Genomic DNA, 24,318 nt, shown 5'->3' with positions numbered 1-24,318 from the left:
TCAGTCCCGGCCGGCCGGCACGCGGTCGGGGGTCTCCGCAGCTGCGTCCTGCGACCCGGCGGACCGGCGGCGCACGACGAGCGTGAGGCCACCGGCCAGCAGCAGGGTCACCAGGACGCCGGTCACTCCGGCCAGCCCGCCGGAGAGGCGCGCGTCGCCGATCCCGGCGACCCCGTAGTCGGCGAGGGGCGAGCCGGCCACCGCGCTGTCGCGGGCGGTGTCCATGAAGCCCTCCTCCTCGGCCGACCACTCCAGGCCGTCGGGTGAGGAGCTGGCGTAGTAGCTGCCGACGCCGGCGACGAGCAGCGTGACGAGCAGGCCGGTGAGGAGGAACCCGACGGTGCGGCGGCGAGGGGCCTTCACGCGGCATCCCTCACGGCGACCGGCGCGGCGGCCGGTGGCCGGGGTGCCAGGGTGACGTCGCGCCGCAGGTGCCGGGCCCCGCGGACCAGGTCGGGCCGGACGGCGAGCACCGCGCTGAGCACCGCGGCGGTGATGGCGGCCTCACCCAGGCCGATGAGCAGGTGCACCCCGCCCATCGTCAGCGCCACCGTGCCGATCGCCACGTCGGCCACCCCGCCGACGCCGAACAGGCCGACGAAGACCAGCGCGGCGGCCGGCACCGACAGGAACGCCCCGACGCCGGCCGCGACGAGCGCCCCGATCCGGGTACGCGGCAGGACGGCCGCCAGGGCACGGAAGACGCCGTACCCGACGGCGACGGACACCAGGGCCATCAGCGTGACGTTGGTGCCGAGTGCGGTCAGCCCGCCGTCGGCGAACACGACCGCCTGGACGAGCAGGACGACGGTCATGCAGAGCACCGCCGTCCAGGGGCCGACGAGGACGGCGGTGAGGGCGCCGCCGATGAGGTGCCCGCTGGTGCCGGCGCCGACCGGGAAGTTCATCATCTGGACGGCGAAGACGAAGGCAGCGGTGAGCCCGGCCATCGGCGCGGTGCGCTCGTCGAGCTCACGGCGCGCGCCGCGCAGGGCCACGGCGATGCCGGCGGCGGCGACGGCGGCGGTGGCCGCCGAGGTGGCCGGGTCGAGGAACCCGTCGGGGACGTGCACGCAGGGCCTCCCGGGGAGTGGGTGTGCCCGGGGCCCGGGCGGCGGTCGCGACCACGGTATTGCACATCGGTCGCACATGCACATCAGTGGCAACAGGGTTGCCGGAGCGGCGCGCGGCGGCCGTCAGGCACCGGCGCAACACGACTGGAACACCCGGGGCCGACGGACGACCGTGAGTTCACCGTGGAGAAACACGTCCGCGCCGTCGGTGGAAACACCGGGTCGGCACGGTTGTCCGCAGCGTCGCCCCCAGCGCCGGGGGTGCCGGCTGGAACCCCCGCCGCCCTCCCGGGCGGCGTTCCCCGAGGCCCCCGGGCCCCCGCTGCGGCCGATGGCCGACGACCCCACAGGAGGTTGCCGTGGTCAACACCGGCGACACCGCCTGGATCCTCACCAGCGCAGCGCTCGTGCTGCTGATGACCCCAGGACTCGCGCTCTTCTACGGCGGCATGGTCCGCGCCAAGAGCGTCCTCAACATGATGATGATGAGCTTCGGAGCGCTGGGCCTGATCAGCGTCCTCTGGGTCCTCTACGGCTACTCGCTCGCTTTCGGCGACGACGTCGGCGGCGGCCTGCTGGGCAGCCCGGGTGAGTTCTTCGGTCTGCAGGGCCTGATGGCGGACACCACCAGCGACGAGGGCGGTCTCCCGGTCATGGCCTTCGTCGGCTTCCAGGCGGTCTTCGCCGTGATCACCGTCGCGCTGATCTCCGGTGCCATCGCCGACCGCGCCAGGTTCAGCGCCTGGATGGTGTTCGTCGCCGTCTGGGTCACGGTCGTCTACTTCCCGGTCGCGCACTGGGTGTTCGACTTCGACGCCGACGGCCACACCGGTGGCTGGATCGCCAACGGCCTGGCCGCCATCGACTTCGCCGGGGGCACGGCGGTGCACATCAACGCCGGTGCGGCCGGTCTCGCCCTGGCCCTCGTCCTGGGCAAGCGCCGTGGCTTCGGCCGCGACCCGATGCGGCCGCACAACCTGCCGCTGGTGATGATCGGCGCCGGGCTGCTGTGGTTCGGCTGGTTCGGCTTCAACGCCGGCTCCGCGCTGGCCGCCAACAACACCGCCGCCGTCGTCTGGGTGAACACCCTGGTCGCCACTGGTGCCGCGATGCTCGGCTGGCTGCTGGTGGAGAAGATCCGGGACGGCCACTCGACCTCGCTCGGTGCCGCCTCCGGCGTCGTCGCCGGCCTGGTCGCGATCACGCCGGCCTGCTCGGCGGTCTCGCCGATCGGCGCGATCATCATCGGCGTCGTCTCCGGCGTGCTCTGCGCCCTGGCCGTCGGCCTCAAGTTCAGGTTCGGCTACGACGACTCGCTCGACGTCGTCGGCGTCCACCTCGTCGGCGGTCTGGTCGGCACCGTCCTGATCGGCTTCCTCGCCACCGCCGACGCCCCGGCCGCGGTGAACGGGCTGTTCTACGGTGGGGGCGTCGACCAGTTGTGGCGCCAGGTCGTCGGCGCGGTGGCCGTCCTGGCCTACTCGTTCGTCCTCACACTGGTGATCGGCGCCGTCATCCACAAGGTGATGGGCTTCCGGATCTCCGAGGAGGACGAGGTCGCCGGCATCGACAACGGCGAGCACGCTGAGAGCGCGTACGACTTCGTCTCCCTCGGGGGTGGCGGAGGTGCCGCATCACACGCCGGCCAGGCGCACGCCCCGACGCAGGCACTGGCCCGTGACACCGAAGGAGCGACCCGGGCATGAAGCTGGTCACCGCGATCGTCAAGCCGTTCAAGCTCGACGACGTCAAGAACGCCCTGGAACTGATCGGCATCGCCGGCCTCACGGTCAGCGAGGTCCAGGGCTTCGGGCGTCAGCGCGGGCACACCGAGGTCTACCGCGGGGCGGAGTACCAGGTGGACTTCGTCCCCAAGGTGCGCATCGAGGTCGTCGTCAGCGAGATCGACGCCGCCCGGGTGGTGGACGCCGTCGTCGAGTCGGCCTCCACCGGGCAGATCGGCGACGGCAAGGTGTGGGTCACCACGATCGACGAGGTCGTCCGCGTCCGTACCGGGGAGCGGGGAGCCGACGCGGTCTGATCAAGGACCCCGTCCTTCTCACCCCTCGCAAGCTCGAGGCGAGCCTCCGGACGGGGCCGTCCACGCTCGGGTGAGCCTCGGGACGGTGCCGGACTCGACCGCGAACGCCGGCCGGGGCGGCGGGGAACCCGCCGTCCCGGCCGGCTCGTCCCCGCCGCGCCACGTTCCGCTGTGCCGTCCCGACCGGAGGGTTCCCGTGCTCGACACCGATGCCCTGCCCGGCCTGAGCCGCGCCCAGCGCTGCGCGGTCCTCGACGGCTGGCTCACCGGCCTGCTGGCCGCCGCGCTGACCGGCACGCCCCGGCCGGCGCCCCGCCGCGGGGCGCCCCCGCCCGCCGACGACAGCGGGATCGCCCTGGTCGCGGTCGGCAGCCTGGGACGGCGGGAGCTGCCGCCCTGCGGCGACCTGGACCTGGTGCTGGTGCACGACGGCCGCCCCGAGGTCGCCCGGGTCGCCGACGCGCTGTGGTACCCGGTCTGGGACGCCGGTCTCCGGCTGGACCACTCGGTGCGCACCGTGAAGGAGGCGGTCTCGGTCGCTGCCGCCGACGTCAGGGCCGGCCTCGGGCTGCTCGACGTCCGGCACGTGGCCGGTGACGCCGCGCTGTCGGCGGCCCTGCGCAGCGCGACCCTGGCGTCCTGGCGGCAGCACGCCACCAGGCTGCTGCCGGAACTCCGCGACCTGCGGCGGGCGCGGGGCCGGCAGGTCGGCGAGCTCGGCTTCCTCCTCGAGCCCGACCTCAAGGAGGCCTACGGCGGGCTGCGCGAGGGGCAGGTGCTGCGCGCCCTGGCCGCCGCCCAGCTGGCCGACGAGCCGCCGGCGCGCGCGGGGGAGGCCTACGCGTTCCTGCTCGACGTCCGTGACGCGCTGCGCCGGTCCACCGGCCGGGCCGGCGACGTGCTGGTCCGGCAGACCCAGCGGCCCGTCGCCGAGCAGCTGGGGCTGGCCGACGACGACGTGCTGCTGCGCCAGGTGAGCCTGGCGGGGCGCCGGCTGGCCTTCGTCGCCGACGAGACCTGGCGGCGGGTCGACGCGGCGCTGGTGCGCCGGCCGGGCTCCCGGTACCGCCGGGTGCGCCGTGAACCGCTCGCCGAGGGGCTGGTCCGGCAGGGCGACGAGGTGGTGCTGGCCCGCGACGCGCGGCCGGCGGCCGACGTCGGCCTCGTCCTGCGCGGCGCCGCCGCCGCGGCGCGGGCCGACCTGCTGCTGTCCCCGTACACGCTCAAGGTGCTCGCGGTGCACGCGCCGGCGCTGCCCCGGCCGTGGCCGCCGGAGGTCCGGTGGTCCTTCCTCCGGTTGCTCGCCAGCGGCCGCAGTGCCGTGGCGGTGCTCGAGCAGCTGGACCAGGAGGGCCTGCTCGGCCGCATGCTCCCGGAGTGGGACCGGGTGCGCTCCATGCCGCAGCGCCATCCCTGGCACCGCTTCACCGTCGACCGGCACCTGGTGGAGGCGGCCGCCGCGGCGGCGGAGCTCACCCGGGACGTCGACCGGCCCGACCTGCTGCTGGTCGGCGCGCTGCTGCACGACATCGGCAAGGGCTGGCCCGGCGACCACACCGACGTGGGAGTGGTGGTCATCGAGGAGATCGCCGTCCGGATGGGTTTCAGCCCGCCGGACGTCGCCACCCTGGTGGCGATGGTGCGCCACCATCTGCTGCTGCCCGACGTCGCGACCCACCGCGACATCGACGACCCGCTGACCGTCGACCGGGTGGTCGAGGCCATCGGCGGGGACGCCGCCCTGCTGCAGCTGCTGCACGCCCTCGCCCAGGCCGACGGAGCCGCCACCAGCACCTCGGCCTGGTCGCCCTGGAAGGCGCACCTGGTGGCCGCCCTGGTGGCCCGGGTCGCCGCCCGGCTGGGTAGTGCCGCGATGCCCGAGCCGGTGCTCGAGCCGACCGCGCCGCAGGTCACCGCGCCGGCGCCGGAGATCCCCGGTCGCACCGAGCCGGTGACCGTCGGGATCGAGGACGTCCTGGACGGTCAGCAGGTGACCTTCGGCGCCGCGGACCGGCCGGGCCTGTTCAGCCTGTGCGCCGGGGTGCTGGCGCTCAACCAGCTCGACGTGCGCGCCGCCCGGGTCAACGTCGTCGGGAGCCATGCCACCCTGGTGTTCGCCGTCCGCCCGCGCTTCGGACGGGCCCCGGTGCCCGAGATCCTCGCCGACGGTGTCCGGGCCGCGCTGGAGGGGACGCTCCCGCTGGCCGGTCGGCTGCGTCAGCGCGAGCACGACTACAGCCAGGACGGCGGCCGGAGCGCCCCGCCCCGGGTCTCCTGGTTCGACGCCGAGGCCACCGGGGCCACGAGCCTGGTGGAGGTGCGCGCGGGTGACCGGGCCGGGCTGCTGTACCGGCTCACCGCCGCCCTGGCCGGTGCCGGCCTCACGGTCAGCTCGGCGACGGTGGAGACGCTCGGCGCGGATGCCGTGGACGCCTTCTACGTCCGCGACAGCTCGGGTGGCCCCGTCGACGGCGGGCAGCGCACCCGGGCGGAGCGGGCGCTCGTGGCCGCCGCCCGGGGGGAGGCACCAGATCCCGCGGCGTGGGTGGTGGTCGACACGCCGGGCTGAGGTGACCAGTTCTGTCGTACCCCCGTGACACGTTGACCGGGAGTCGGCGCCCGGTCCGGGGCCCGGCAGCGCGAGGGGAGACCGATCCGTGGAACACCCGACGTGGCCCTGTCCCACCTGCGGGCAGGACACCCAGTTCGAGCAGCCCGCCTGCCCCGACGGTCACACCGACGACGGTGGCGAGTGTCCCGAGTGGGCGTGCGTCGAGTGCGGCACGGCGTTCATGAGCGGGGGCGTCGTCCCGACGGTCGCCGGCGGGTCCGCCTGGCGGCGCGCGGCCTGAAGAATGACCCCGCTGCCCCCGGCCCCGTCCAGAGGCTCGTCCCGAGCCTGCGAGGGATGAGGAGGACGGGGTCCTTCCCCTCGCGGCGGGACCCTGCAGCGGGGCCGGCTCTGCCCACCGCTCACAAGCGTGCGGTGGGCCGCTGCGGAGGGGCCACTACCCTGGGAGCGGTGGCGTGACGGCCCCGGGGTGGCCCCGGGCGCCTGAGCCGTGCTGCCCGGCACGCTGGAGCATCGGCGGGTCGGCCGGCGGCTGCACGCCTGACAGCTGAGGACGTGTTGTGTTCGAGACCCTCTCCGACCGCCTGGACAAGGTCTTCACCGGTCTGCGTGGCAAGGGCCGGCTCTCCGACGAGGACATCGATGCCACGGCGCGGGAGATCCGCATCGCGCTGCTCGAGGCCGACGTCGCGCTCCCCGTCGTGCGGACGTTCATCGCGTCGGTCAAGGAGCGCGCCCGGGGCGCGGAGGTCTCCGGCGCGCTGAACCCGGCCCAGCAGATCATCAAGATCGTCAACGAGGAGCTCATCGGCGTCCTCGGCGGTGAGACCCGGCGGATCCGCTTCGCCAAGCAGTCGCCGACAGTGATCATGCTGGCCGGTCTGCAGGGTGCCGGTAAGACAACGCTGGCGGGCAAGCTCGGCCGCTGGCTCAAGGCGCAGGGGCACACCCCGCTGCTGGTGGCCTGCGACCTCCAGCGCCCCAACGCCGTCCAGCAGCTGTCGGTGGTGGCCGGGCAGGCCGGGGTCGACGTCTTCGCGCCCGAGCCGGGCAACGGCGTCGGCGACCCGATCGCCGTCGCCGAGGCCTCCATCGAGCACGCCCGGCGCACGATGCACGACGTCGTCGTCGTCGACACCGCCGGCCGGCTGGGCATCGACGCCGAGCTGATGGCCCAGGCCGCCGGGATCCGCGACGCCGTCCATCCCGACGAGACGCTGTTCGTCGTCGACGCGATGATCGGTCAGGACGCCGTCACCACGGCGATGGCGTTCCAGGAGGGTGTCGGCTTCTCCGGCGTCGTCCTGACCAAGCTCGACGGTGACGCCCGCGGTGGTGCCGCACTATCGGTCCGGCACGTCACCGGCCAGCCGATCATGTTCGCCTCGACCGGCGAGAAGCTGGCCGACTTCGACGTCTTCCACCCCGAGCGGATGGCCTCGCGCATCCTCGGGATGGGCGACGTGCTGACCCTGATCGAGCAGGCCGAGCAGGCCTTCGACGCCGACCAGGCCGAAAAGATGGCCGGCAAGCTCGCCAGCCGGGAGGGCTTCACGCTCGAGGACTTCCTCGAGCAGATGATGGCGATCCGCAAGATGGGGCCGATCGCGAACCTGCTCGGCATGCTCCCCGGCGCCGGGCAGATGAAGGAGCAGCTCGCGCAGGTCGACGAGCGGGACCTGGACCGCACCGCGGCGATCATCCGGTCGATGACCCCGGCCGAGCGGGCCACCCCGAAGATCGTCAACGCCTCGCGCCGGGTGCGGATCGCCAACGGGTCCGGGATGAGCGTCACCGACGTCAACCAGCTGCTCGAGCGCTTCGGCCAGGCCCAGAAGATGATGGGCCAGATGGCCGGCAGCATGGGCATGCCCGGCATGGGGCCGATGTCGAAGAAGCAGCGCGGCCGGCAGATGCAGCCCAAGGGCGGCAAGAAGGGCAAGGGGAAGAACAAGGGCGGTCCGTCCCGGCGGCCGATCGGCGCGCCCGGCGGAATGCCGGCCGGGTTCACCGGCGGCGGGACGGGCGGCGGCATGCCGGCGCTGCCCCCCGGCGGGCTGCCCGGCCTGGCCCCCGGCCAGGGGCTGCCCGACCTCACCAAGCTCGACTTCGACCAGTTCAAGGACGAGCGGCCGGGCCGGTGAGCGGCGGGCCGCTGCCCGACCTCCACCTGGCCGGTGTCCCGCTCCCCGAGGGTGAGCACCGCGACCTCTGGGTGCGCGCGGGCCGGATCACCTTCGAGCCGGTGCCCGGCGCCGAGACGGTGAGCCGGGGCGGGTTCGTCCTGCCCGGGCTGGTCGACGCCCACTGTCACGTGGGCGTCGCCCGCGGCGGCGGCCCGGTCGAGGACCTGGCGGAGGTGCGCGAGCAGGCGCTGACCGAACGGGCGGCGGGCGTGCTGGCGCTGCGCGACTGCGGGTCGCCGGTCGACACGCGGGCGCTGGACGACCATCCCGACCTGCCCCGGATCGTGCGGGCCGGCCGGCACCTGGCCGCATCCCGCCGCTACATCCCCGGGCTGGCCATCGAGCTGGACCCGGCCGACCTGGTCGCCGAGGTCCGGGTCCAGGCCCGGCGCGGCGACGGCTGGGTGAAGCTGGTCGGCGACTGGATCGACCGCGGCGCCGGCGACCTGGCCCCGGAGTGGCCGGCCGACGTGCTGGCCGCAGCGATCGCGGCCGCCCACGAGGAGGGCGCCCGGGTCACCGCGCACACCTTCGGCACCGACGCGCTGCCCGGCCTGATCGACGCCGGCATCGACTGCATCGAGCACGGCACCGGGTTGACCGAGGAGCTCGTCGGCGCGATGGCCACCCGGGGCACCGCCGTCGTCCCGACGCTGGTGAACGTGGCCCACTTCCCGGAGTTCGCGGCGGCGGGGGAGCGGAAGTTCCCGGCGTACGCCTCGACGATGCGGCGGCTGCACGCGGGGGCGGGCGCCGTGGTGCGGGCGGCGTACGACGCCGGGGTCCCGGTCTTCGCCGGCACCGACGCCGGCGGCGGGATCGACCACGGACTGGTCGCCGAGGAGATCCGGGCGCTGCACGCCGCCGGGCTGCCCGCCGAGGCCGCGCTGGCCGCCGGCTCGTGGGCGGCACGGAGCTGGCTGGGGCTGCCCGGTATCGAGGAGGGGGCGCCGGCCGACCTCGTGGTCTACGGCACTGACCCCCGCACCGACCTCGACACCCTGCAGCGACCGCAACGAGTCATCCTCCGCGGCCAGATCGTCAGCTGAGCAGCCGAGGACGCTCAGCGCCACGCCAGGAGGCGCGGGCTGACCAGCCGCCCACGGGTACGGACGACGACGAAGTCGTCGGTGGACCCGGCGCGGGGGCCGGAGGCTCCCCGCCGGGGACACGGCGACTCGCTCAGCGCAGCCGGACAAACCCGCTGGCCGCGGTGTCGACCGGTAGGTCGACAATGTCGGGGTGCTGTTGCGGATGTCGACCCTGTTCCTGCGGACCCTGCGTGACGACCCGGCCGACGCGGAGGTGCCCAGCCACCGGCTCCTCGCCCGCGGCGGGTACATCCGGCGCGCTGCCCCGGGCGGGTTCACCTGGCTGCCGCTGGGCTGGCGGGTGTTCCGCAACGTGGAGCGCGTCGTCCGCGAGGAGATGGACGCGATGGGCGCCCAGGAGGTCCATTTTCCTGCGCTGCTGCCCCGTGAGCCCTACGAGGCCACCGGCCGCTGGACCGAGTACGGCCCCAACCTCTTCCGGCTGCAGGACCGTCGCGGCAACGACTTCCTCCTCGGCCCCACGCACGAGGAGATGTTCACCCTCCTGGTGAAGGACCTGTACTCGTCCTACAAGGATCTGCCGCTCTCGCTCTACCAGATCCAGACCAAGTACCGGGACGAGGCCCGGCCGCGGGCCGGGCTGTTCCGCGGCCGGGAGTTCACCATGAAGGACAGCTACTCCTTCGACGTGGACGACGCCGGCCTGGACCGCTCCTATGCCGCGCACCGGGCCGCCTACATCAGGATCTTCGACCGGCTCGGCCTGGAGTACGTGATCGTCTCGGCGATGTCCGGGGCGATGGGCGGCTCCCGGAGCGAGGAGTTCCTGCACCCGACGGCCATCGGCGAGGACACCTTCGTCCGCTCACCCGGCGGGTACGCGGCGAACGTCGAAGCCGTCTCCACCGTCGTACCCGAGGCCGTGCCGTTCGACGGGCTGCCCGACGCCCACGTCGAGGACACCCCGGACACCCCGACGATCGAGACGCTCGTCGCGGTCGCCAACGAGAAGTTCCCGGACGCCGGGTACACGGCGGCGGACACGCTGAAGAACGTCGTCGTGACCCTGGTGCACCCCGACGGGACCCGGGAGCCGCTGGTCGTCGGCCTGCCGGGCGACCGCGAGGTCGATGCCAAGCGGCTGGAGGCCCAGGTCGCGCCGGCCGAGGTGGAGGGGTTCACCGACTTCGCCGCCCACCCGGCGCTGGTGAAGGGCTACATCGGCCCGCAGGTGCTGGGTGCCGACAGCGCCAGCGGCATCCGCTACCTGGTCGACCCCCGGGTGGTGGCCGGAACCCGCTGGATCACCGGCGCGAACGAGCCCGGCGCGCACGTGTTCGACCTGGTCGCCGGCCGCGACTTCGGCTGGGACGGCGTCATCGAGGCCGCCGAGGTGCTGCCCGGCGACCCGGCACCGGATGGCTCGGGTCCACTGGAGCTGGCCCGCGGCGTGGAGATGGGGCACATCTTCGCCCTCGGCCGCAAGTACGCCGAGGCGCTGGACCTCAAGGTCCTCGACGAGAACGGCAAGCTCGTGACCGTGACCATGGGCTCCTACGGGATCGGGGTCTCCCGGGCCGTGGCCGCGATCGCCGAGTCCACGCACGACGAGCTCGGCCTGGTCTGGCCCCGGGAGATTGCGCCGGCCGATGTGCACGTGGTCGCCACCGGCAAGGATCCCGCGATCTTCGAGTTCGCGGAGCGCCTGGCGGGCGACCTGTCCGACGGCTGGGGGCTGGCGGTGCTCTACGACGACCGGCCGAAGGTCTCGCCGGGGGTGAAGTTCAAGGACGCCGAGCTCCTCGGCATGCCGACCATCGTCACGGTCGGCCGCGGGCTGGCCGAGGGCGTGATCGAGATCCGCGACCGGGCCACCGGGGAGCGCCGTGACGTCCCCGTCGCCGAGGCGCGCGATGCGGTGCTGGCAGAGGTGCGAGGGGGCGCGGCCGGGCCGCGGGGGTCGACGTCGGGGCCGCCGTCGGAGCTGTCGTGGTCAGCGATGCGCCCGGCCGACTGACGCGGGTCCCGGCGACTGTCCGCCGTCTGGCATGATGGGGGGTCGAACACGGCGGTCGGCGGCCCTCTCACCGTTGCCGTCCGTGTCCCTCGCTCCGCCCCGGCGTGCCCCACGCGTCCGTCCGGCGGGCACCACAGTCTGAGTTCGAGGAGCACACCACACCCGTGGCCACCAAGATCAAGCTCATGCGCCTGGGCAAGATGCGCGCGCCGTACTACCGCATCGTCGTCGCCGACGCCCGTACCAAGCGGGACGGCCGGTCGATCGAGACCATCGGCAAGTACCACCCGAAGGAGGACCCCTCCTTCATCGAGGTCGACGGCGAGCGGGCGCAGTACTGGCTCGGTGTCGGCGCGCAGCCGACCGAGGCCGTCGCCGCGATCCTGCGGGTGACCGGTGACTGGCAGAAGTTCAAGGGCGAGCCCGCCCCGCCGCCGATGAAGGTCGCGGCCCCCAAGGCCGACAAGAAGGCCATCTACGAGGAGGCCGCCCGCGCCGCCATGGGTGAGCCCGCCGCCGACGCGACGACCCCGCGCAAGAAGGCCGCGCCCAAGGCCGACGCCGCGCCGAAGGCCGACGCCGCGCCGAAGGCCGACGCCGCCGCCGAGCCGGCCGCCACCGAGAAGCCCGCCGAGTAAGACGTGCTCGAAGAGGCGCTCGAGCACCTGGTCAAGGGCATCGTCGACAACCCCGACGACGTCGCCGTCGACCTGGTCAACGGCCGGCGTGGCAAGACCCTCGAGGTCCGGGTGCACCCCGACGACCTCGGCAAGGTCATCGGCCGTGGCGGGCGTACCGCCAAGGCGCTGCGCCAGGTCATGACCGGGGTCGGCGGCCGCGGCCTGCGGGTCGACGTCGTCGACACCGACGGGCGCTGAGCAGCACCCTCCGTGCCCGCAGCTCCTGAGTCCACCGACACCGTGGTGGTCGGCCGTATCGGCCGACCCCACGGTGTCCGTGGTCTGGTCACCGTCGAGGTGCGCACCGACGACCCCGACCTCCGGTTCACCCCGGGCGCCGTGCTCAGCACCGAGCCGGCCGAGCGGGGGCCGCTGACCGTGGTGGACATGCGCTGGCACAGCGGCACGCTGCTGCTGCAGCTGGCCGGCCCGGACGGCGGCGTGCTGGCCGACCGCGAGGCCGCCGACGCCCTTCGCAACACCCGGTTGCTGGTCCCGGTCACCGACCTGCCCGACCTCGAGGATCCCGACTCCTTCTACGACCACCAGCTCGTCGGGCTGGCCGCGCAGCTGCCGGACGGTTCGGTGCTGGGCGAGGTCACCGCGGTGCGCCACGAGGGCACCGAGCTGCTGGTCGTCCGCCGTCCCGGGGCCGGCGACCTGCTCGTCCCGTTCGTGCAGGCCATCGTGCCGACGGTCGACCTGGCCGCCGGCCATCTCGTCGTCGACCCGCCCGAGGGCCTGCTGGAGCTCTGAGCGCACTGCGCATCGACGTCCTGACGATCTTCCCCGGGTACCTGGCCCCGCTCGGGCAGTCGCTGCTCGGCAAGGCGGCCGCCCGTGGGCTGGTCTCCATCGGCGTGCACGACCTGCGGCAGTGGACCGACGACGTCCACCGCACCGTCGACGACGCGCCCTACGGCGGCGGACCCGGCATGGTGATGCGCCCCGAGCCGTGGGCCCGCGCCCTGGAGGCGGTCCGCCCGCCGGGCACCCGGCTGGTCGTGCCCACCCCGGCCGGCCGGCCGTTCACCCAGGCCACCGCCGCCGCCTGGGCCACCGAGCCGGGGCTGGTCTTCGCCTGTGGCCGGTACGAGGGCATCGACCAGCGGGTCGCCGACTGGGCGGCCGGCAGCGGCCCCGTCTCCGAGGTCTCGATCGGTGACTACGTGCTGGCCGGCGGCGAGTCCGCGGTCCTGGTGATGGTCGAAGCGGTCACCCGGCTGATCCCCGGGGTGGTCGGCAACGCCGAGTCCGTGGAGTTCGACTCGCACGCCGACGGGCTGCTCGAGGGCCCCTCCTACACCCGGCCGGCCACCTGGCGGGGGCACGAGGTGCCTCCCGTCCTGCTGTCCGGTGACCACGCCGCGATCGCCCGCTGGCGTCGCGCCGAGTCGCTGCGGCGCACCGCCGACCGCCGTCCCGACCTGCTCACCGCCCTGCCGGATGGCGCCCTGAGCCCGACCGATCGCATCGCTCTGGACGCCGACCCCCAGGGCGGGGCAGGCACTCCGGCCGACTCCCACGAGCGCGGCAACCTCTCCCGGAGCTGCTCGCCGGCCCCTGGACCGGCCCGCCGCGCATCGTCGTCCGAAGATGTGGCACAGTAGAGAGCTGCTGCAGGCCGCCGGCACGTGCCGGCGGTGGCTCTCTGCTCATGGTCGACCGGTGCGCTGATCGACCAGCCGGGCGTGGAGCGCAGCCCCCGAGTACGGACAGGCCGGGCACACCGCTGTCCGCACCGCGAACGAGCCACTAGGACTGAGGACTGCTGCGATGAACACCCTGGACGCCCTCGACGCCGCGTCGCTGCGCGACGACATCCCCACCTTCCGCCCCGGGGACTCCGTGAAGGTGCACGTGCGGGTCATCGAGGGCAACCGCTCCCGCATCCAGGTCTTCCAGGGCGTCATCATCCGCCGCCAGGGCGGGGGCATCCGCGAGACCTTCACCGTCCGCAAGGTCAGCTTCGGTGTCGGCGTGGAGCGCACCTTCCCGGTGCACACCCCGGTCGTCGAGAAGATCGAGGTCATCACCCGTGGTGACGTCCGCCGGGCGAAGCTGTACTACCTCCGCGAGCTGCGCGGCAAGGCCGCCAAGATCAAGGAGAAGCGCGAGACCGTCGCGCGCTGACGCGACTTCCTCTCTCCCGACCGGACCGGCTGCGCACCGCAGCCGGTCCGGTCGCGTTTGTGGCCGGCTGCACGCCGCGTCCGGGGCTGGTGCCGGACGCGGACCGTACGCTGGTCGTGATGAGCACCGACCGGGCCGATGGGCCTGCCGACGCCACCGACGGGCCGCTGCCCGAGGAACCCGCGACGCGACCGGAGCGGGGGCGCCGGGCCGGCGGGCACCGGCGTGCGGCCGACCCGGAGAAGAAGTCCTCGCTGCTGCGCGAGCTGCCCGTGCTCCTGGTGGTGGCCTTCGTGCTGGCGTTGCTGGTCAAGACCTTCCTGGTGCAGGCCTTCTTCATCCCGTCGGGCTCGATGGAGCAGACGCTGCACGGCTGCACCGGCTGCACCGGCGACCGGGTCCTGGTCAACAAGGTGCCGTACTGGTTCGGCGAGCCCGAGCCGGGCGACATCGTCGTGTTCAAGGGGCCGGACACCTGGTCGCCGGAGATCACCGTCGACGAGCCGGGCAACTGGCTGTCCGGCGCGCTGCTCACCATCGGGCGGGCCGTCGGCGTGGCCCCGCCGAGCGAGGACGACTTCGTCAAGCGGGTGATCGCGACGGAAGGGCAGACGGTCCAGTGCTGCGACGCGCAGGGCCGGGTCACCGTCGACGGCGAGCCCCTCGACGAGCCCTACATCTTCGAGGACAAGCCGCTGGAGTCACGGGCCTTCGGGCCGGTCACCGTGCCGGAGGACCGGCTGTGGGTGATGGGCGACCACCGGGTGGCCTCGGCGGACTCCCGTGAGCACGTCACCGACCGGTACTCCGGCACGATCGGCGTCGACGACGTCATCGGGAAGGCGGCGCTGATCGTCTGGCCGCTGGACCGGTTCACCCTGCTCGACGACCCGGACATCCAGGGTCAGGAGCAGGCGCTCGGGGCTCCGGTGGTGCAGGGGAATGCCGCCGTGGCGGCCCCGTACGCCCTGGGCCTGATCGGTGCTGTCCCCGTCACCGCCTGGCGACGACGGCGCCGCTCGGTGGCCCGGCGCGCCGTGCTGACCGGGCCCTCGAGCCGCCCACCCGGCACGGGATGGCGTCGTGTGCGGCGCGGTCCGCGGACCCGGCCGGGACGCGAGCCGGCCGACGGCTGACCATTCCCGTCTGAGCGGGAAGTGGCGCGAGGCGCCTTGTCGACATTCTGCACTCGTCGCCCCGAATGGTCAGTCGCACCTTTCGGTGTGCGCAGAAGTCTTTCTTGAAAAAGTGTTCAAGTACTCCGTTCACCCATCCGATGGATTGTTTGAGAGTTCACCGGATCTGAAACGGAGCAAGTCGTGTCTGCACCTCTGGCCAACACCCGCGGCGTCACCCGCGTGCTCATCCTCGCCGACGCCCCGGTGCTGCGCCGTGGGCTGCTCAGCATGATCAACGAGACCGCCGGTCTGCAGGCGGTCGGAACGCCGGGCGAGGCCCGTCGCGCGCTCACCCTGGCCGAGTCCGCCCGCCCCGATGCGGTCGTCGTCGAGCTGGGCTCCGGCCGGGCCGAGACGCTCAACGCCTGCCGCGACCTGCGTCGCCGCTTCCCCCAGGTCGCCATCGTGGCGCTGGCCACCTCGGAGGACCCGGCCGTGGTCAACGAGGCCCTGGCCGCCGGTGTGCGGGGCTACCTGCTGATGAACACCTCGCCGACCCTGCTGGGCTGGGCCGTGCTGGCCGCCCGCGCCGGCCGCACCGTGGTCGACCCCCAGATCCGCCGCACCGAGGGCGCCACCGAGCCGGTGGCCAAGGAGTTGACCCCGTCGGTGCCGCTGACCCGGCGTGAGGCCGACGTCCTCGACGAGCTCATCCAGGGGCAGTCCAACCGGCAGATCGGCCGGAACCTGTTCATCAGCGAGGACACCGTCAAGTCCCACGTCAAGGCGATCCTGCGCAAGCTCGGTGCCCGGGACCGCGCCCACGCGGTCTCCCTCGTGCTCTCGGCCCGCAACCCGGCCCGTCCGGGTTGCACCTGCGGCGCGCACGCCCTGACCGGCACCCCCGCCGGCGCCTGACCACACCGAGCCCGTCGGGCCCGGGTCCTCGCCTCCTCAGCGCCCGGTCCCGACTGCACGGCCGGACCGTCACCTCGGTGGCTGGTCCGGTGACCACGCCGGACCCTTCCGTGGTCCGGCGAGGTCGTCCGCGGGTCGGTCCCCGTTCCCCCGGGGACCGGCCCGCGGTTCCCTGTCCGGCAGGGCGGCGGACCCAGCCGACAGCGACGTAAGGTCGGACGGCGATGGCTGTCCGTCCCGCTCCGGCCCCCGACGACCTCTGGTCGATGGAGGGCGCGATCCGTCGTCGCGGCTTCAGTGCCATCGCCGGCGCGGACGAGGCCGGCCGCGGTGCATGCGCCGGCCCGCTGGTCGCCGCCGCGTGCGTGCTGCCTCCCGGGCGCCGTGGCCGGGTCCCGGGCCTGGCCGACTCCAAGCTGCTCACCCCGGCCTCCCGCGAGCGGGTCTACGCCGAGATCGTCGACCGCGCGGTCGCCTGGTCGGTGATCGCCATTCCCGTCCCTGATCTGGACGAGCGCGGCATGCACGTCACCAACATCGAGGCGCTGCGCCGGGCGGTGTCCGTGCTCGATCCCGGCCCGCACTACGTGCTCACCGACGGCTTCCCGGTCTCCGGCCTGGTCCAGCCCACCCTCGCCGTCTGGAAGGGCGACCGGGTCGCGGCCTGCGTCGCCGCGGCGTCCGTGTTGGCCAAGGTCACCCGGGACCGCATCATGCTCGACCTGCACGAGCGCTTTCCGGAGTACGGCTTCGACGTGCACAAGGGCTACATCACCGACGTGCACAGCGCGGCGCTGGACCGGCACGGGCCCTGCTCCGAGCACCGGATGCGCTTCGTCAACGTGGCCCGGGCGAGCGCACTGCGCGCCACGCGGGCACCGCGGCTGTCGGGCGGGGGCGGGATGCACGATGATGGGGCGGTGAGCACCCAGCCGACCGACTTTCCGGTGCTCGTGGGCGGAGTCGAGCAATGAGCACCGAGGACCTCGAGAAGTACGAGACCGAGATGGAGCTCCAGCTCTATCGCGAGTACAAGGACATCGTCCGGCAGTTCTCCTACGTCGTGGAGACCGAGCGCCGCTTCTACCTGGCCAACTCGGTGGACCTGCAGGTCCGCGACGCCGGCGGCGAGGTGTTCTTCGAGCTGAAGCTCTCCGACGCCTGGGTGTGGGACATGTACCGCCCGGCCCGCTTCGTGAAGAACGTGCGGGTGGTGACGTTCAAGGACGTCAACGTGGAGGAGCTCGACAAGCCCGACCTCGAGCTCCCGGACAATCCCCGCCTGCCCTGACCTGATCCATCGGGGAAGCGTTCCCGGTCGACCTCTGGCCCGCCGGCCGCCGTCCACAGGCAGCGGACCCCTCCACAGCCCGAGCCGGACCGTGGACCCCGGTGCGGCTGCCGGGAACGGTCGGCGGGGTGCAGAACCCACGAGAGACGACGCCACGGCCGCCCACCGGTGCCCGCCCGTCCACCCGGGCCGCGCTGGGCGCGTACGGCGAGCGGGTGGCCGTGCGGGTGCTGACCGACCAGGGCCTGGAGGTGCTCGACCGCAACTGGCGCTGCCGGTCCGGTGAGCTCGACGTGGTGGCCCGGGATGGTTCCGCGCTGGTTTTCTGCGAGGTGAAGACCCGCTCGGCGAACGGCTTCGGGCACCCGGTCGAGGCGGTGACGGCGGTCAAGCGCCGGCGCCTGCGCCAGCTGGCCCGGGCCTGGCTGGACGCCCACGAGCACCATGCCCCCGACCTCCGCTTCGACGTGGTCGGCGTGCTGGTCCCCCGCTCGGGCCCCGCCCGGGTCACCCACCTGCGGAACGCGTTCTGATGGCGCTCGCCCGGACGTGGTCGGTGGGGCTGGCCGGTGTGCAGGGCGCCATGGTGGAGGTGGAGGTCGACCTGGCCTCCGGTGTGCCGACGGTCGTGCTGGTCGGGTTGCCCGACGCGGTGGTGCGGCAGTCGGTGGACCGGGTGCGGGCGGCGGTGGTCAACAGCGGTCACGAGTTCCCCCTGCGTCGCGTCACGATCGGGCTGTCGCCGGCGGCGATGCCGAAGCAGGGGAGCGGCTTCGACCTCGCCGTCGCGGTGGCAGTGCTGGCCGGGGCGGGGGTGCTGCCCCGCGCGGCCGTCGACGAGCTCGTCCTGCTGGGCGAACTCGGGTTGGACGGGTCCCTGCGGGCGGTTCGCGGGGTGCTCCCGGCCGTGCTGGCCGCCGTGCGGGCCGGTCACCGGCAGGTCATCGTCCCCGGCGAGAACGCTGACGAGGCCGCGCTGGTCGAGGACATCGACGTGCTCGCCGCGGGCAGCCTCGGTCAGGTCGTGGCGCACCTCGCCGGCCGGGTGGCGCTCACGCCGCACGCACGCGTCCCCGGCCCGCCTGCGCCGCCGGGCGCCGACCTCGCCGACGTGGTGGGGCAGGCGGCCGGCCGGCGGGCGGTGGAGGTCGCCGCCGCCGGCGGGCACCACCTGTTCCTGACCGGGCCGCCGGGGGCGGGCAAGACGATGCTCGCCGAGCGGCTGCCCGGGCTGCTGCCGCCGCTGGACGAGCCCGCCGCCCTCGAGGTGACCGCGATCGCCTCGGTGGCCGGCACCCTCGCGCCGGGGTCGCCGCTGGCCACCCGGCCGCCGTTCGAGGCGCCGCACCACTCGGCCACCATGGCCGGGCTGGTCGGCGGCGGGTCGGGGCAAATCCGGCCGGGGGCCCTCTGCCGGGCGCACCGCGGCGTGCTGTTCCTCGACGAGGCACCGGAATTTCCCCGTGCCGTGCTGGACACGCTGCGCCAGCCGCTGGAGCGCGGGCAGGTGACCATCCACCGGGCCAGCGGATCGGCGACGTTCCCATGCCGGGCACAGCTGGTGCTGGCCGCCAACCCCTGCCCGTGCGCCAGCGCCGCCGGTGACACCGCCTGCACGTGCAGTGCGCTGGAACGGCGGCGCTACCAGTCCCGGCTGTCGGGGCCGCTGCTCGACCGGGTCGACCTGCGGGTGGACCTGCCGGCGGTCACCCGCGCGGCCTGGCTGGACGGGCTGGCCCCGCCCGAGTCCACGGGCGAGGTGGCGCGACGGGTGCGCGCCGCCCGGGCGACAGCCGCCGCCCGGCTGGCCGGAACGGGCCTGGAGCTGAACAGCCAGGTCCCCGGTCGGCTGCTGCGTGACCGCTGGCCGGTGCCCCGGGGCGCGCTCCCCCTGGCGGAGCGCGCCCTGGAACGCGGCGCCCTGTCGGTCCGGGGCTTCGACCGGGTGCTGCGGGTCGCCTGGACGCTGGCCGACCTGGCCGGCATCACGACGCCGGGGAGTGATCAGGTCGCGGAGGCCCTGGGCATGCGGCTGCAGCGGGCGGCGGCATGAGCGGGCCGCCCGTCGGGCCCGGTCCGGAGCAGCCTCCGGCGCCGCCCGAGGTGCGCCGTGCCCGGGCCTGGCTCTCCCGGGCCGTGGAACCGGGCAATGTCGCGCTGTGGCGGTTCGTGGAGCGGGAGGGGCCGGTGGCCGCCGCGACGTCTCTGCGGTCGGGAGTCGCGCCGGCCCGGGTGCAGGCGCTCGTCGGCCCGCGTGCCGACGAGGACGTCAGCGGAGCCGATCTCCGGCGGGCCGAGCGGCTGGGTGCCCGGCTGGTCTGCCCCGAGGACCAGGAGTGGCCGGCCCTGCCGCTGCACGCGCTGGCCCTCGCGGTGGCAGCGGAGCCCGCGGACGGCGCCCCGGCGACCGACCGCACGCAGGCCCTGGTGCCCCCGGTGGCACTGTGGGTACGCGGGGAGCCCCGGCTCGACGATCTCGTCGACCGGTCGGTCGCGCTGGTGGGGTCCCGGGCGTCGACCGCCTACGGCGAGCACGTGGCCGGTGAGCTGGCGCACGGGCTGGGGGAGCGGGGCTGGACGGTCCTCTCCGGTGGCGCCTACGGCATCGATGCAGCGGCGCACCGGGGTGCACTCGCAGCGGGCGCGCCCACCGTGGTGGTGCTGGCGTGCGGGGTCGACCGGGTCTACCCGGTCGCGCACTCGACGCTGTTCGCCCGGGTGCTCGACGACGGCCTGCTGGTCAGCGAGTGGCCCCCGGGCTGCGCGCCGCTGCGGCACCGGTTCCTGGTCCGCAACCGGCTGATCGCCGGGCTCACCCGGGGCACGGTGGTGGTGGAGGCCGCGGCCCGCTCGGGCGCGCAGGCCACCGCCAACCGGGCGCACCGGCTGGGGAAGGCGGTGATGGCGGTTCCGGGACCGGTCACCTCGGCCATGTCGGTGGGGTGCCACGAGCTCCTGCGCGAGAGGGAGAAGGACGTCACGCTGGTGGCCACCGCGGCGCACGTCGTCGATCGGGTCGGTGGCATCGGCACCGACCTGGCCGAGCGCGCCGCCACCCCGACCACCCCGCGCGACAGCCTCTCCGACGTCGCCCGGCGGGTGCTCGACGCCTGCCCGGTGCGCACCGGGGTGCCGCCGGAGCGGCTGGCCGCGGTTGCCGGCTGCGACGTCGTCGACGTGCTGCGGGTGCTGCCCGCACTGGAGCTCGCCGACCTGGTGCAGTGGACCGGCACCGGCTGGCGCCTGCACCGGGGCGGGTAGCCCGTCCGCAAGGGGCCTGCTGGGGGAGGAGCCCGCCCTGCGCGCACCAGGCCCTGGTGATCGGTCGTGAGCGAGGTGTCCGGCGTGGCCCGTTGACCATGTCGCCCTGCCGACGGAGGCTCAGCGCATGGCGATCGGGACAGCAGGGCTGCGTGCTGCGCTGCCCGCTCCGCTGGCCGAGCCGCTGGCCGGCTGGGAGGAACACCTGCGGCTGCAGCGGGACCTCTCCGAGCACACCGTGCGTGGGTACGTGGGCGACGTCGTCTCCCTGCTCGACCATCTCGTCCGACGTCGGGGCGCCGGCGTCGCCGACCTGGACCTGGCCACGCTCCGCAGCTGGCTGGCCCAGGGCCGGGCCAAGGGCGACAGCCGGGCGACCACCGCGCGGCGCGCGGCCTCGGCGCGCCAGTTCACCGCGCACCTGCGCCGCACCGGCCAGGTTCCGGTGGACGTCGGGCTCCGGCTGTCCAGCCCGCGCCGGCACCGCACGCTGCCCGGCGTGCTCGGCGCTGAACAGGCACGCGAGGTGCTCGACCGCGCCGGCCGGGCCGGGGACGAGCCCGAGGACGGGGCCGCCACGGCCGTGCGGCTGCGCAACGCGCTGGTCGTCGAGCTGCTCTACGCCAGTGGCGTCCGGGTCGGTGAGCTGGTCGGACTGGACGTCGACGACGTGGACCGGGGCCGGCGGCTGCTCCGCGTGTTCGGCAAGGGCCGCAAGGAGCGCAGCGTGCCGTTCGGTGCGCCGGCGGCCGCGGCGGTGGAGGCGTGGCTGGCGGACGGCCGGCCCGTGCTCGCGGTGCCCGACAGCGGCCCTGCGCTGCTGCTGGGGGTCAAGGGCGGCCGGTTGGACGCCCGGGAGGCGCGCCGGGTGGTGCACGCCGCGGTGGCCGCGACGCCCGGCACCCCCGACGTCGGCCCGCACGGGCTCCGGCACTCCGCGGCCACCCACGTCCTGGAGGGCGGCGCTGACCTGCGGTCGGTCCAGGAGCTGCTGGGTCACGCTAGCCTCGCGACGACGCAGGTCTACACGCACGTGACGGTCGAGCGGCTCCGCGCGGTCCATGCGCGAGCACATCCACGAGCTTGAAGGGGTGCCTGAGTGACGGGGCAGCAGCCGCGGTCGACGACCGCGCGGAGGACGACCGGTGACTGACGCGACGGTCCAGGAGCCCGATGTCGACGACGACCGCGGTGCCGCGGTGGCCGATCTGTGGGCGCGCTACGTCGTCGGCCGGGACAGCGCCCTGCGTGACCGGCTGATCCTGCACTACGCCCCCCTGGTGAAGTACGTCGCCGGCCGGGTGGGCAGCGGCCTGCCCGCGCACGTGGAGCAGGCCGACCTGGTGTCCTACGGCACCTTCGGCCTGATCGACGCGATCACCCGGTTCGAGCCCTCCCGCGAGATCAAGTTCGAGAGCTATGCGATGGCGCGGATCCGTGGCGCGATCATCGACGAGCTCCGGTCGACCGACTGGATCCCGCGGTCGGTGCGCACCAGGGCGCGGCTGTTCGAGCGCACGGTCGCGGCGCTGGAGAGCAAGTTCCAGCGGAGCCCGACCGAGGAGGAGATCGCCGACGAGATGGACATGGACGTCGAGGACATCCGGAAGTTCCTCGGCCAGCTGTCCCTGGTCAACGTCGTCGCGCTCGACGAGCTCCTCGTGGACGACGACGGCTCCGCCCCGCGCCTGGTCGACACGCTCAAGGACACCAGCGCACTGGACCCGCAGGCGATGGCCGAGCACGGGGAGGCCCGTCAGCTGCTGGCCCGGGCCGTGGAGCAGCTGCCCGACCGGGAGAAGGTCGTGGTGAGTCTCTACTACTTCGAGGGCCTCACCCTGTCCGAGATCGGCCGGGTGCTGGGCGTCACCGAGAGCCGGATCTGCCAGCTGCACACCAAGGCCGTCCTGCACCTGCGGACCAAGCTCGCCGACATCGCCTGAGGGAGAGGGGCGACCGGTCGGCGTTCCACGGCCGGCGTTCCCCTGCCAGCGGCACGTCGACCGTCAGCCCCACGGCAGCAGCCGCACCCGCGGGACGCGGAGCAGCGACAGTGGATCCAGGTAGCTCTCGCCGCGCCGCAGCCCCCAGTGCAGGCAGGCCTCGACCGGGCAGCCGGCGTGGCCCCGGGCGAGCGTGCCCAGGGCCGACCCCCGGGTCACCGACTGCCCCGCGGCGACGGTGGGTTGCACCGGCTCGTACGTCGTCCGCAGGCCGTCGGCGTGCGCGACGCTCACCACCGGGCGGCCGGCGACCATGCCCGCGAACGAGACCACGCCGGCGCCGGCGGCCAGCACCGGGTCGCCGGCGGCGCCGAGCAGGTCCACCCCGCGGTGGCCGGCCGCGTAGGGCGTGGGCGGGGCGTCGAACGCGCGGGAGACCGTGGGGGAGCCGGCCAGCGGCCAGCCCCAGCGGGACGTGGCCGGAGCCAAGGGCTCCGGCGGGGCGGCCGCCGGGGGAGCGGCCCGCGCTGCCGGCCCCGACAGCAGGCCGACGACCAGCGCGACGACGAGCACACGGCGGGCGAGCACCCGACCAGCCTGGGCGGACATCGGGCGGCGGGGCCCGGACCCGCCGCCGCTGTGGACCGGTCGCGGGGCTGGGGACGACCCGGTCGAACCGCCCCCCGGCAGCGCGTATGCTGATCGACGCGGTCCGCCTCTGGCGGATCGACTTCGCGTGTCCTCTCCCCGCTCCAGCAGCGGGGCGGTCGCCACCTCGGTCCCGTTCCTTGCGGCGGGTCGGTGGCGCGGAACGGACACCAGGGCGGTGCGCCAACCGGCACCCGCGTCAACCGAGGAGCGCGGTCCGACCCAGGGTCGACCGCGCGCGCACAGAGAGGCGGCGCCACGTGGCAGTCGTCAGCATGAAGAACCTGCTCGACAGCGGGGTCCACTTCGGGCACCAGACCCGTCGCTGGAACCCGAAGATGAAGCGCTTCATCTTCACCGAGCGCAACGGCATCTACATCATCGACATCCAGCAGACGCTGGGTTACATCGACCAGGCCTACGAGTTCGTCAAGCAGACCGTGGCCCACGGTGGGTCGATCATGTTCATCGGCACCAAGCGCCAGGCGCAGGAGGCCATCGCCGAGCAGGCCACCCGCGTCGGCATGCCCTACGTCAACCAGCGCTGGCTGGGCGGCATGCTCACCAACTTCCAGACCGTCTACAAGCGGCTGGCGCGCCTCAAGGAGCTCGAGGACCTCGAGCAGACCGGTGCGCTGGTCAGCCTGTCGAAGAAGGAGCAGCTGGTCCTCTCGCGCGAGAAGGCCAAGCTCGAGCGCTCCCTCGGTGGCATCCGCGACATGCAGAAGGTGCCCAGCGCCGTCTGGATCGTCGACACCAAGAAGGAGCACATCGCCGTCGGCGAGGCCCGCAAGCTGGGCATCCCCGTCGTCGCGATCCTCGACACCAACTGCGACCCCGACGAGGTCGACTACAAGATCCCGGGCAACGACGACGCCATCCGCAGCGCCGGCCTGCTCACCCGGGTGATCGCCGACGCCGTGGCCGACGGCCTGATGGCCCGCTCCGCGGCCCAGGCCAACGCGGGCCGGAGCGAGGACGGCGCCGAGGCGCCGGCCATCGGTGGTGGCGAGCCGCTGGCCGACTGGGAGCGGGAGCTCCTGACCGGCCAGCAGGGCGAGGCCGCCGCACCGGCCGAGCCCACCGCACCGGCCGAGCCGGCCGAGCCCGCCGCACCGGCCGAGGCCGCCGCGCCGGCCGAGGCCGCCGCGACCCCGCTGCCGGAGACCCCGGCCGAGCCCCCGACGGTCACCGCGACCGAGGTCGCCCCCGTCGAGGGCGTTCCCGCCACCGGCGACACCGCCACCGGCACGCAGAACGCCCAGAACGGCTGAGTAAGGACCCCCTCGCCCCCCACCGCTCGCGAGCTCGCGGCGGGCCCCTGCGAAGGGGCCGCCGCGAGTACGTCGCGGAGCCGTGAGTCCCGAACTCCACCAGACCAGAGG

The 24,318-nt window shown here is 74.3% G+C and carries 25 protein-coding genes; 22 read left to right on the top strand and 3 right to left on the bottom strand.

The window, feature by feature from the left end:
• Both ACYVG5_RS18000 and ACYVG5_RS17995 read right to left on the bottom strand, forming a co-directional pair.
• On the bottom strand, nucleotides 1-363 hold the full coding sequence (locus tag ACYVG5_RS18000; RefSeq protein WP_222049259.1) for a PDGLE domain-containing protein: 363 nt from the start codon (nucleotides 361-363) through the stop codon (nucleotides 1-3).
• On the bottom strand, nucleotides 360-1,073 hold the full coding sequence (locus tag ACYVG5_RS17995) for an energy-coupling factor ABC transporter permease (protein WP_222049260.1): 714 nt from the start codon (nucleotides 1,071-1,073) through the stop codon (nucleotides 360-362). The genes ACYVG5_RS18000 and ACYVG5_RS17995 overlap by 4 nt, the downstream gene beginning before the upstream one ends.
• 359 nt (nucleotides 1,074-1,432) lie before the next feature.
• Between ACYVG5_RS17995 and ACYVG5_RS17990 the strand changes: the two genes are divergently transcribed.
• The 21 genes from ACYVG5_RS17990 to whiG all read left to right on the top strand — a co-directional run bounded on the left by ACYVG5_RS17990 (nucleotide 1,433) and on the right by whiG (nucleotide 22,285).
• Nucleotides 1,433-2,779 (top strand): ammonium transporter, encoded by a 1,347-nt coding sequence (locus ACYVG5_RS17990; RefSeq protein WP_222049261.1) that lies wholly within the window; start codon nucleotides 1,433-1,435, stop codon nucleotides 2,777-2,779.
• On the top strand, nucleotides 2,776-3,114 hold the full coding sequence (locus ACYVG5_RS17985) for a P-II family nitrogen regulator (protein ID WP_222049262.1): 339 nt from the start codon (nucleotides 2,776-2,778) through the stop codon (nucleotides 3,112-3,114). The genes ACYVG5_RS17990 and ACYVG5_RS17985 overlap by 4 nt, the downstream gene beginning before the upstream one ends.
• A gap of 85 nt (nucleotides 3,115-3,199) precedes the next feature.
• Entirely contained in the window at nucleotides 3,200-5,683 is a 2,484-nt protein-coding gene (locus ACYVG5_RS17980) for a [protein-PII] uridylyltransferase (protein ID WP_460683414.1), read from the top strand.
• A gap of 88 nt (nucleotides 5,684-5,771) precedes the next feature.
• Nucleotides 5,772-5,966 carry a hypothetical protein gene (locus ACYVG5_RS17975; protein ID WP_222049263.1) on the top strand — a complete coding sequence of 65 codons (195 nt, stop codon included), beginning with the start codon at nucleotides 5,772-5,774 and terminating at the stop codon, nucleotides 5,964-5,966.
• Nucleotides 5,967-6,246: 280 nt separating this feature from the next.
• The gene (gene ffh, locus ACYVG5_RS17970; RefSeq protein ID WP_222049264.1) at nucleotides 6,247-7,830 is read left to right on the top strand and encodes a signal recognition particle protein; all 1,584 of its coding nucleotides are present in this window, start codon (nucleotides 6,247-6,249) and stop codon (nucleotides 7,828-7,830) included.
• The gene (locus ACYVG5_RS17965) at nucleotides 7,827-8,921 is read left to right on the top strand and encodes an amidohydrolase family protein (protein WP_460683413.1); all 1,095 of its coding nucleotides are present in this window, start codon (nucleotides 7,827-7,829) and stop codon (nucleotides 8,919-8,921) included. Before ffh ends, ACYVG5_RS17965 begins: the two co-directional genes overlap by 4 nt.
• A gap of 193 nt (nucleotides 8,922-9,114) precedes the next feature.
• Nucleotides 9,115-10,941, top strand: a complete 1,827-nt coding sequence (locus tag ACYVG5_RS17960; RefSeq protein ID WP_460683412.1) for a proline--tRNA ligase — start codon at nucleotides 9,115-9,117, stop codon at nucleotides 10,939-10,941.
• A 164-nt stretch (nucleotides 10,942-11,105) separates the two neighbouring features.
• Nucleotides 11,106-11,579, top strand: a complete 474-nt coding sequence (gene rpsP / locus ACYVG5_RS17955; RefSeq protein WP_222049265.1) for a 30S ribosomal protein S16 — start codon at nucleotides 11,106-11,108, stop codon at nucleotides 11,577-11,579.
• Nucleotides 11,580-11,582: 3 nt separating this feature from the next.
• A complete protein-coding gene (locus ACYVG5_RS17950) occupies nucleotides 11,583-11,819 on the top strand; it encodes an RNA-binding protein (protein WP_091537518.1) in 237 nt (78 codons plus the stop codon).
• A gap of 12 nt (nucleotides 11,820-11,831) precedes the next feature.
• The gene (gene rimM / locus ACYVG5_RS17945) at nucleotides 11,832-12,377 is read left to right on the top strand and encodes a ribosome maturation factor RimM (RefSeq protein WP_222049266.1); all 546 of its coding nucleotides are present in this window, start codon (nucleotides 11,832-11,834) and stop codon (nucleotides 12,375-12,377) included.
• Nucleotides 12,374-13,231, top strand: coding sequence for a tRNA (guanosine(37)-N1)-methyltransferase TrmD (gene trmD / locus ACYVG5_RS17940; protein WP_460683417.1), 858 nt, complete (start codon nucleotides 12,374-12,376; stop codon nucleotides 13,229-13,231). Before rimM ends, trmD begins: the two co-directional genes overlap by 4 nt.
• A gap of 166 nt (nucleotides 13,232-13,397) precedes the next feature.
• Nucleotides 13,398-13,754, top strand: a complete 357-nt coding sequence (gene rplS / locus ACYVG5_RS17935) for a 50S ribosomal protein L19 (protein ID WP_222049267.1) — start codon at nucleotides 13,398-13,400, stop codon at nucleotides 13,752-13,754.
• Between the two features lie 119 nt (nucleotides 13,755-13,873).
• Nucleotides 13,874-14,890, top strand: coding sequence for a signal peptidase I (lepB, locus tag ACYVG5_RS17930; RefSeq protein WP_222049268.1), 1,017 nt, complete (start codon nucleotides 13,874-13,876; stop codon nucleotides 14,888-14,890).
• 183 nt (nucleotides 14,891-15,073) lie between these two features.
• Nucleotides 15,074-15,790, top strand: a complete 717-nt coding sequence (locus ACYVG5_RS17925) for a LuxR C-terminal-related transcriptional regulator (protein WP_222049269.1) — start codon at nucleotides 15,074-15,076, stop codon at nucleotides 15,788-15,790.
• 224 nt (nucleotides 15,791-16,014) lie between these two features.
• Nucleotides 16,015-16,764, top strand: a complete 750-nt coding sequence (locus ACYVG5_RS17920; protein WP_222049270.1) for a ribonuclease HII — start codon at nucleotides 16,015-16,017, stop codon at nucleotides 16,762-16,764.
• Nucleotides 16,761-17,081 carry a DUF2469 domain-containing protein gene (locus tag ACYVG5_RS17915; protein WP_163612132.1) on the top strand — a complete coding sequence of 107 codons (321 nt, stop codon included), beginning with the start codon at nucleotides 16,761-16,763 and terminating at the stop codon, nucleotides 17,079-17,081. The genes ACYVG5_RS17920 and ACYVG5_RS17915 overlap by 4 nt, the downstream gene beginning before the upstream one ends.
• A gap of 101 nt (nucleotides 17,082-17,182) precedes the next feature.
• Nucleotides 17,183-17,614, top strand: a complete 432-nt coding sequence (locus ACYVG5_RS17910; protein WP_460683411.1) for a YraN family protein — start codon at nucleotides 17,183-17,185, stop codon at nucleotides 17,612-17,614.
• Entirely contained in the window at nucleotides 17,614-19,134 is a 1,521-nt protein-coding gene (locus ACYVG5_RS17905) for a YifB family Mg chelatase-like AAA ATPase (RefSeq protein WP_222049271.1), read from the top strand. Before ACYVG5_RS17910 ends, ACYVG5_RS17905 begins: the two co-directional genes overlap by 1 nt.
• Entirely contained in the window at nucleotides 19,131-20,342 is a 1,212-nt protein-coding gene (dprA, locus tag ACYVG5_RS17900) for a DNA-processing protein DprA (RefSeq protein ID WP_222049272.1), read from the top strand. Before ACYVG5_RS17905 ends, dprA begins: the two co-directional genes overlap by 4 nt.
• Nucleotides 20,343-20,469: 127 nt before the next feature.
• Nucleotides 20,470-21,429 (top strand): tyrosine recombinase XerC, encoded by a 960-nt coding sequence (locus tag ACYVG5_RS17895; RefSeq protein WP_222049273.1) that lies wholly within the window; start codon nucleotides 20,470-20,472, stop codon nucleotides 21,427-21,429.
• A gap of 58 nt (nucleotides 21,430-21,487) precedes the next feature.
• Entirely contained in the window at nucleotides 21,488-22,285 is a 798-nt protein-coding gene (gene whiG, locus ACYVG5_RS17890) for an RNA polymerase sigma factor WhiG (protein WP_222049274.1), read from the top strand.
• Nucleotides 22,286-22,348: 63 nt separating this feature from the next.
• Here whiG and ACYVG5_RS17885 read toward each other — a convergent pair whose 3' ends face one another.
• Entirely contained in the window at nucleotides 22,349-22,873 is a 525-nt protein-coding gene (locus ACYVG5_RS17885) for a murein hydrolase activator EnvC family protein (RefSeq protein ID WP_222049275.1), read from the bottom strand.
• 320 nt (nucleotides 22,874-23,193) lie between these two features.
• Between ACYVG5_RS17885 and rpsB the strand changes: the two genes are divergently transcribed.
• Complete coding sequence (gene rpsB / locus ACYVG5_RS17880; protein ID WP_222049276.1) at nucleotides 23,194-24,207, top strand: 30S ribosomal protein S2; 1,014 nt, start codon at nucleotides 23,194-23,196, stop codon at nucleotides 24,205-24,207.
• Nucleotides 24,208-24,318 lie beyond the last annotated feature (111 nt).

It is taken from the genome of Modestobacter lapidis, from assembly GCF_054780755.1.
Note: the sequence above shows the minus strand (reverse complement) of the source record. Positions and strands in the feature narration are given on the sequence as shown.

Coding starts and splice junctions, on each gene's coding strand:
- ACYVG5_RS17985 (WP_222049262.1), top strand. CDS start 2,776: ATGAAGCTGGTCACCGCGATCGTCAAGCCGTTCAAGCTCGACGACGTC.
- rplS (WP_222049267.1), top strand. CDS start 13,398: ATGAACACCCTGGACGCCCTCGACGCCGCGTCGCTGCGCGACGACATC.
- lepB (WP_222049268.1), top strand. CDS start 13,874: ATGAGCACCGACCGGGCCGATGGGCCTGCCGACGCCACCGACGGGCCG.
- ACYVG5_RS17920 (WP_222049270.1), top strand. CDS start 16,015: ATGGCTGTCCGTCCCGCTCCGGCCCCCGACGACCTCTGGTCGATGGAG.
- ACYVG5_RS17915 (WP_163612132.1), top strand. CDS start 16,761: ATGAGCACCGAGGACCTCGAGAAGTACGAGACCGAGATGGAGCTCCAG.
- ACYVG5_RS17905 (WP_222049271.1), top strand. CDS start 17,614: ATGGCGCTCGCCCGGACGTGGTCGGTGGGGCTGGCCGGTGTGCAGGGC.
- dprA (WP_222049272.1), top strand. CDS start 19,131: ATGAGCGGGCCGCCCGTCGGGCCCGGTCCGGAGCAGCCTCCGGCGCCG.
- ACYVG5_RS17895 (WP_222049273.1), top strand. CDS start 20,470: ATGGCGATCGGGACAGCAGGGCTGCGTGCTGCGCTGCCCGCTCCGCTG.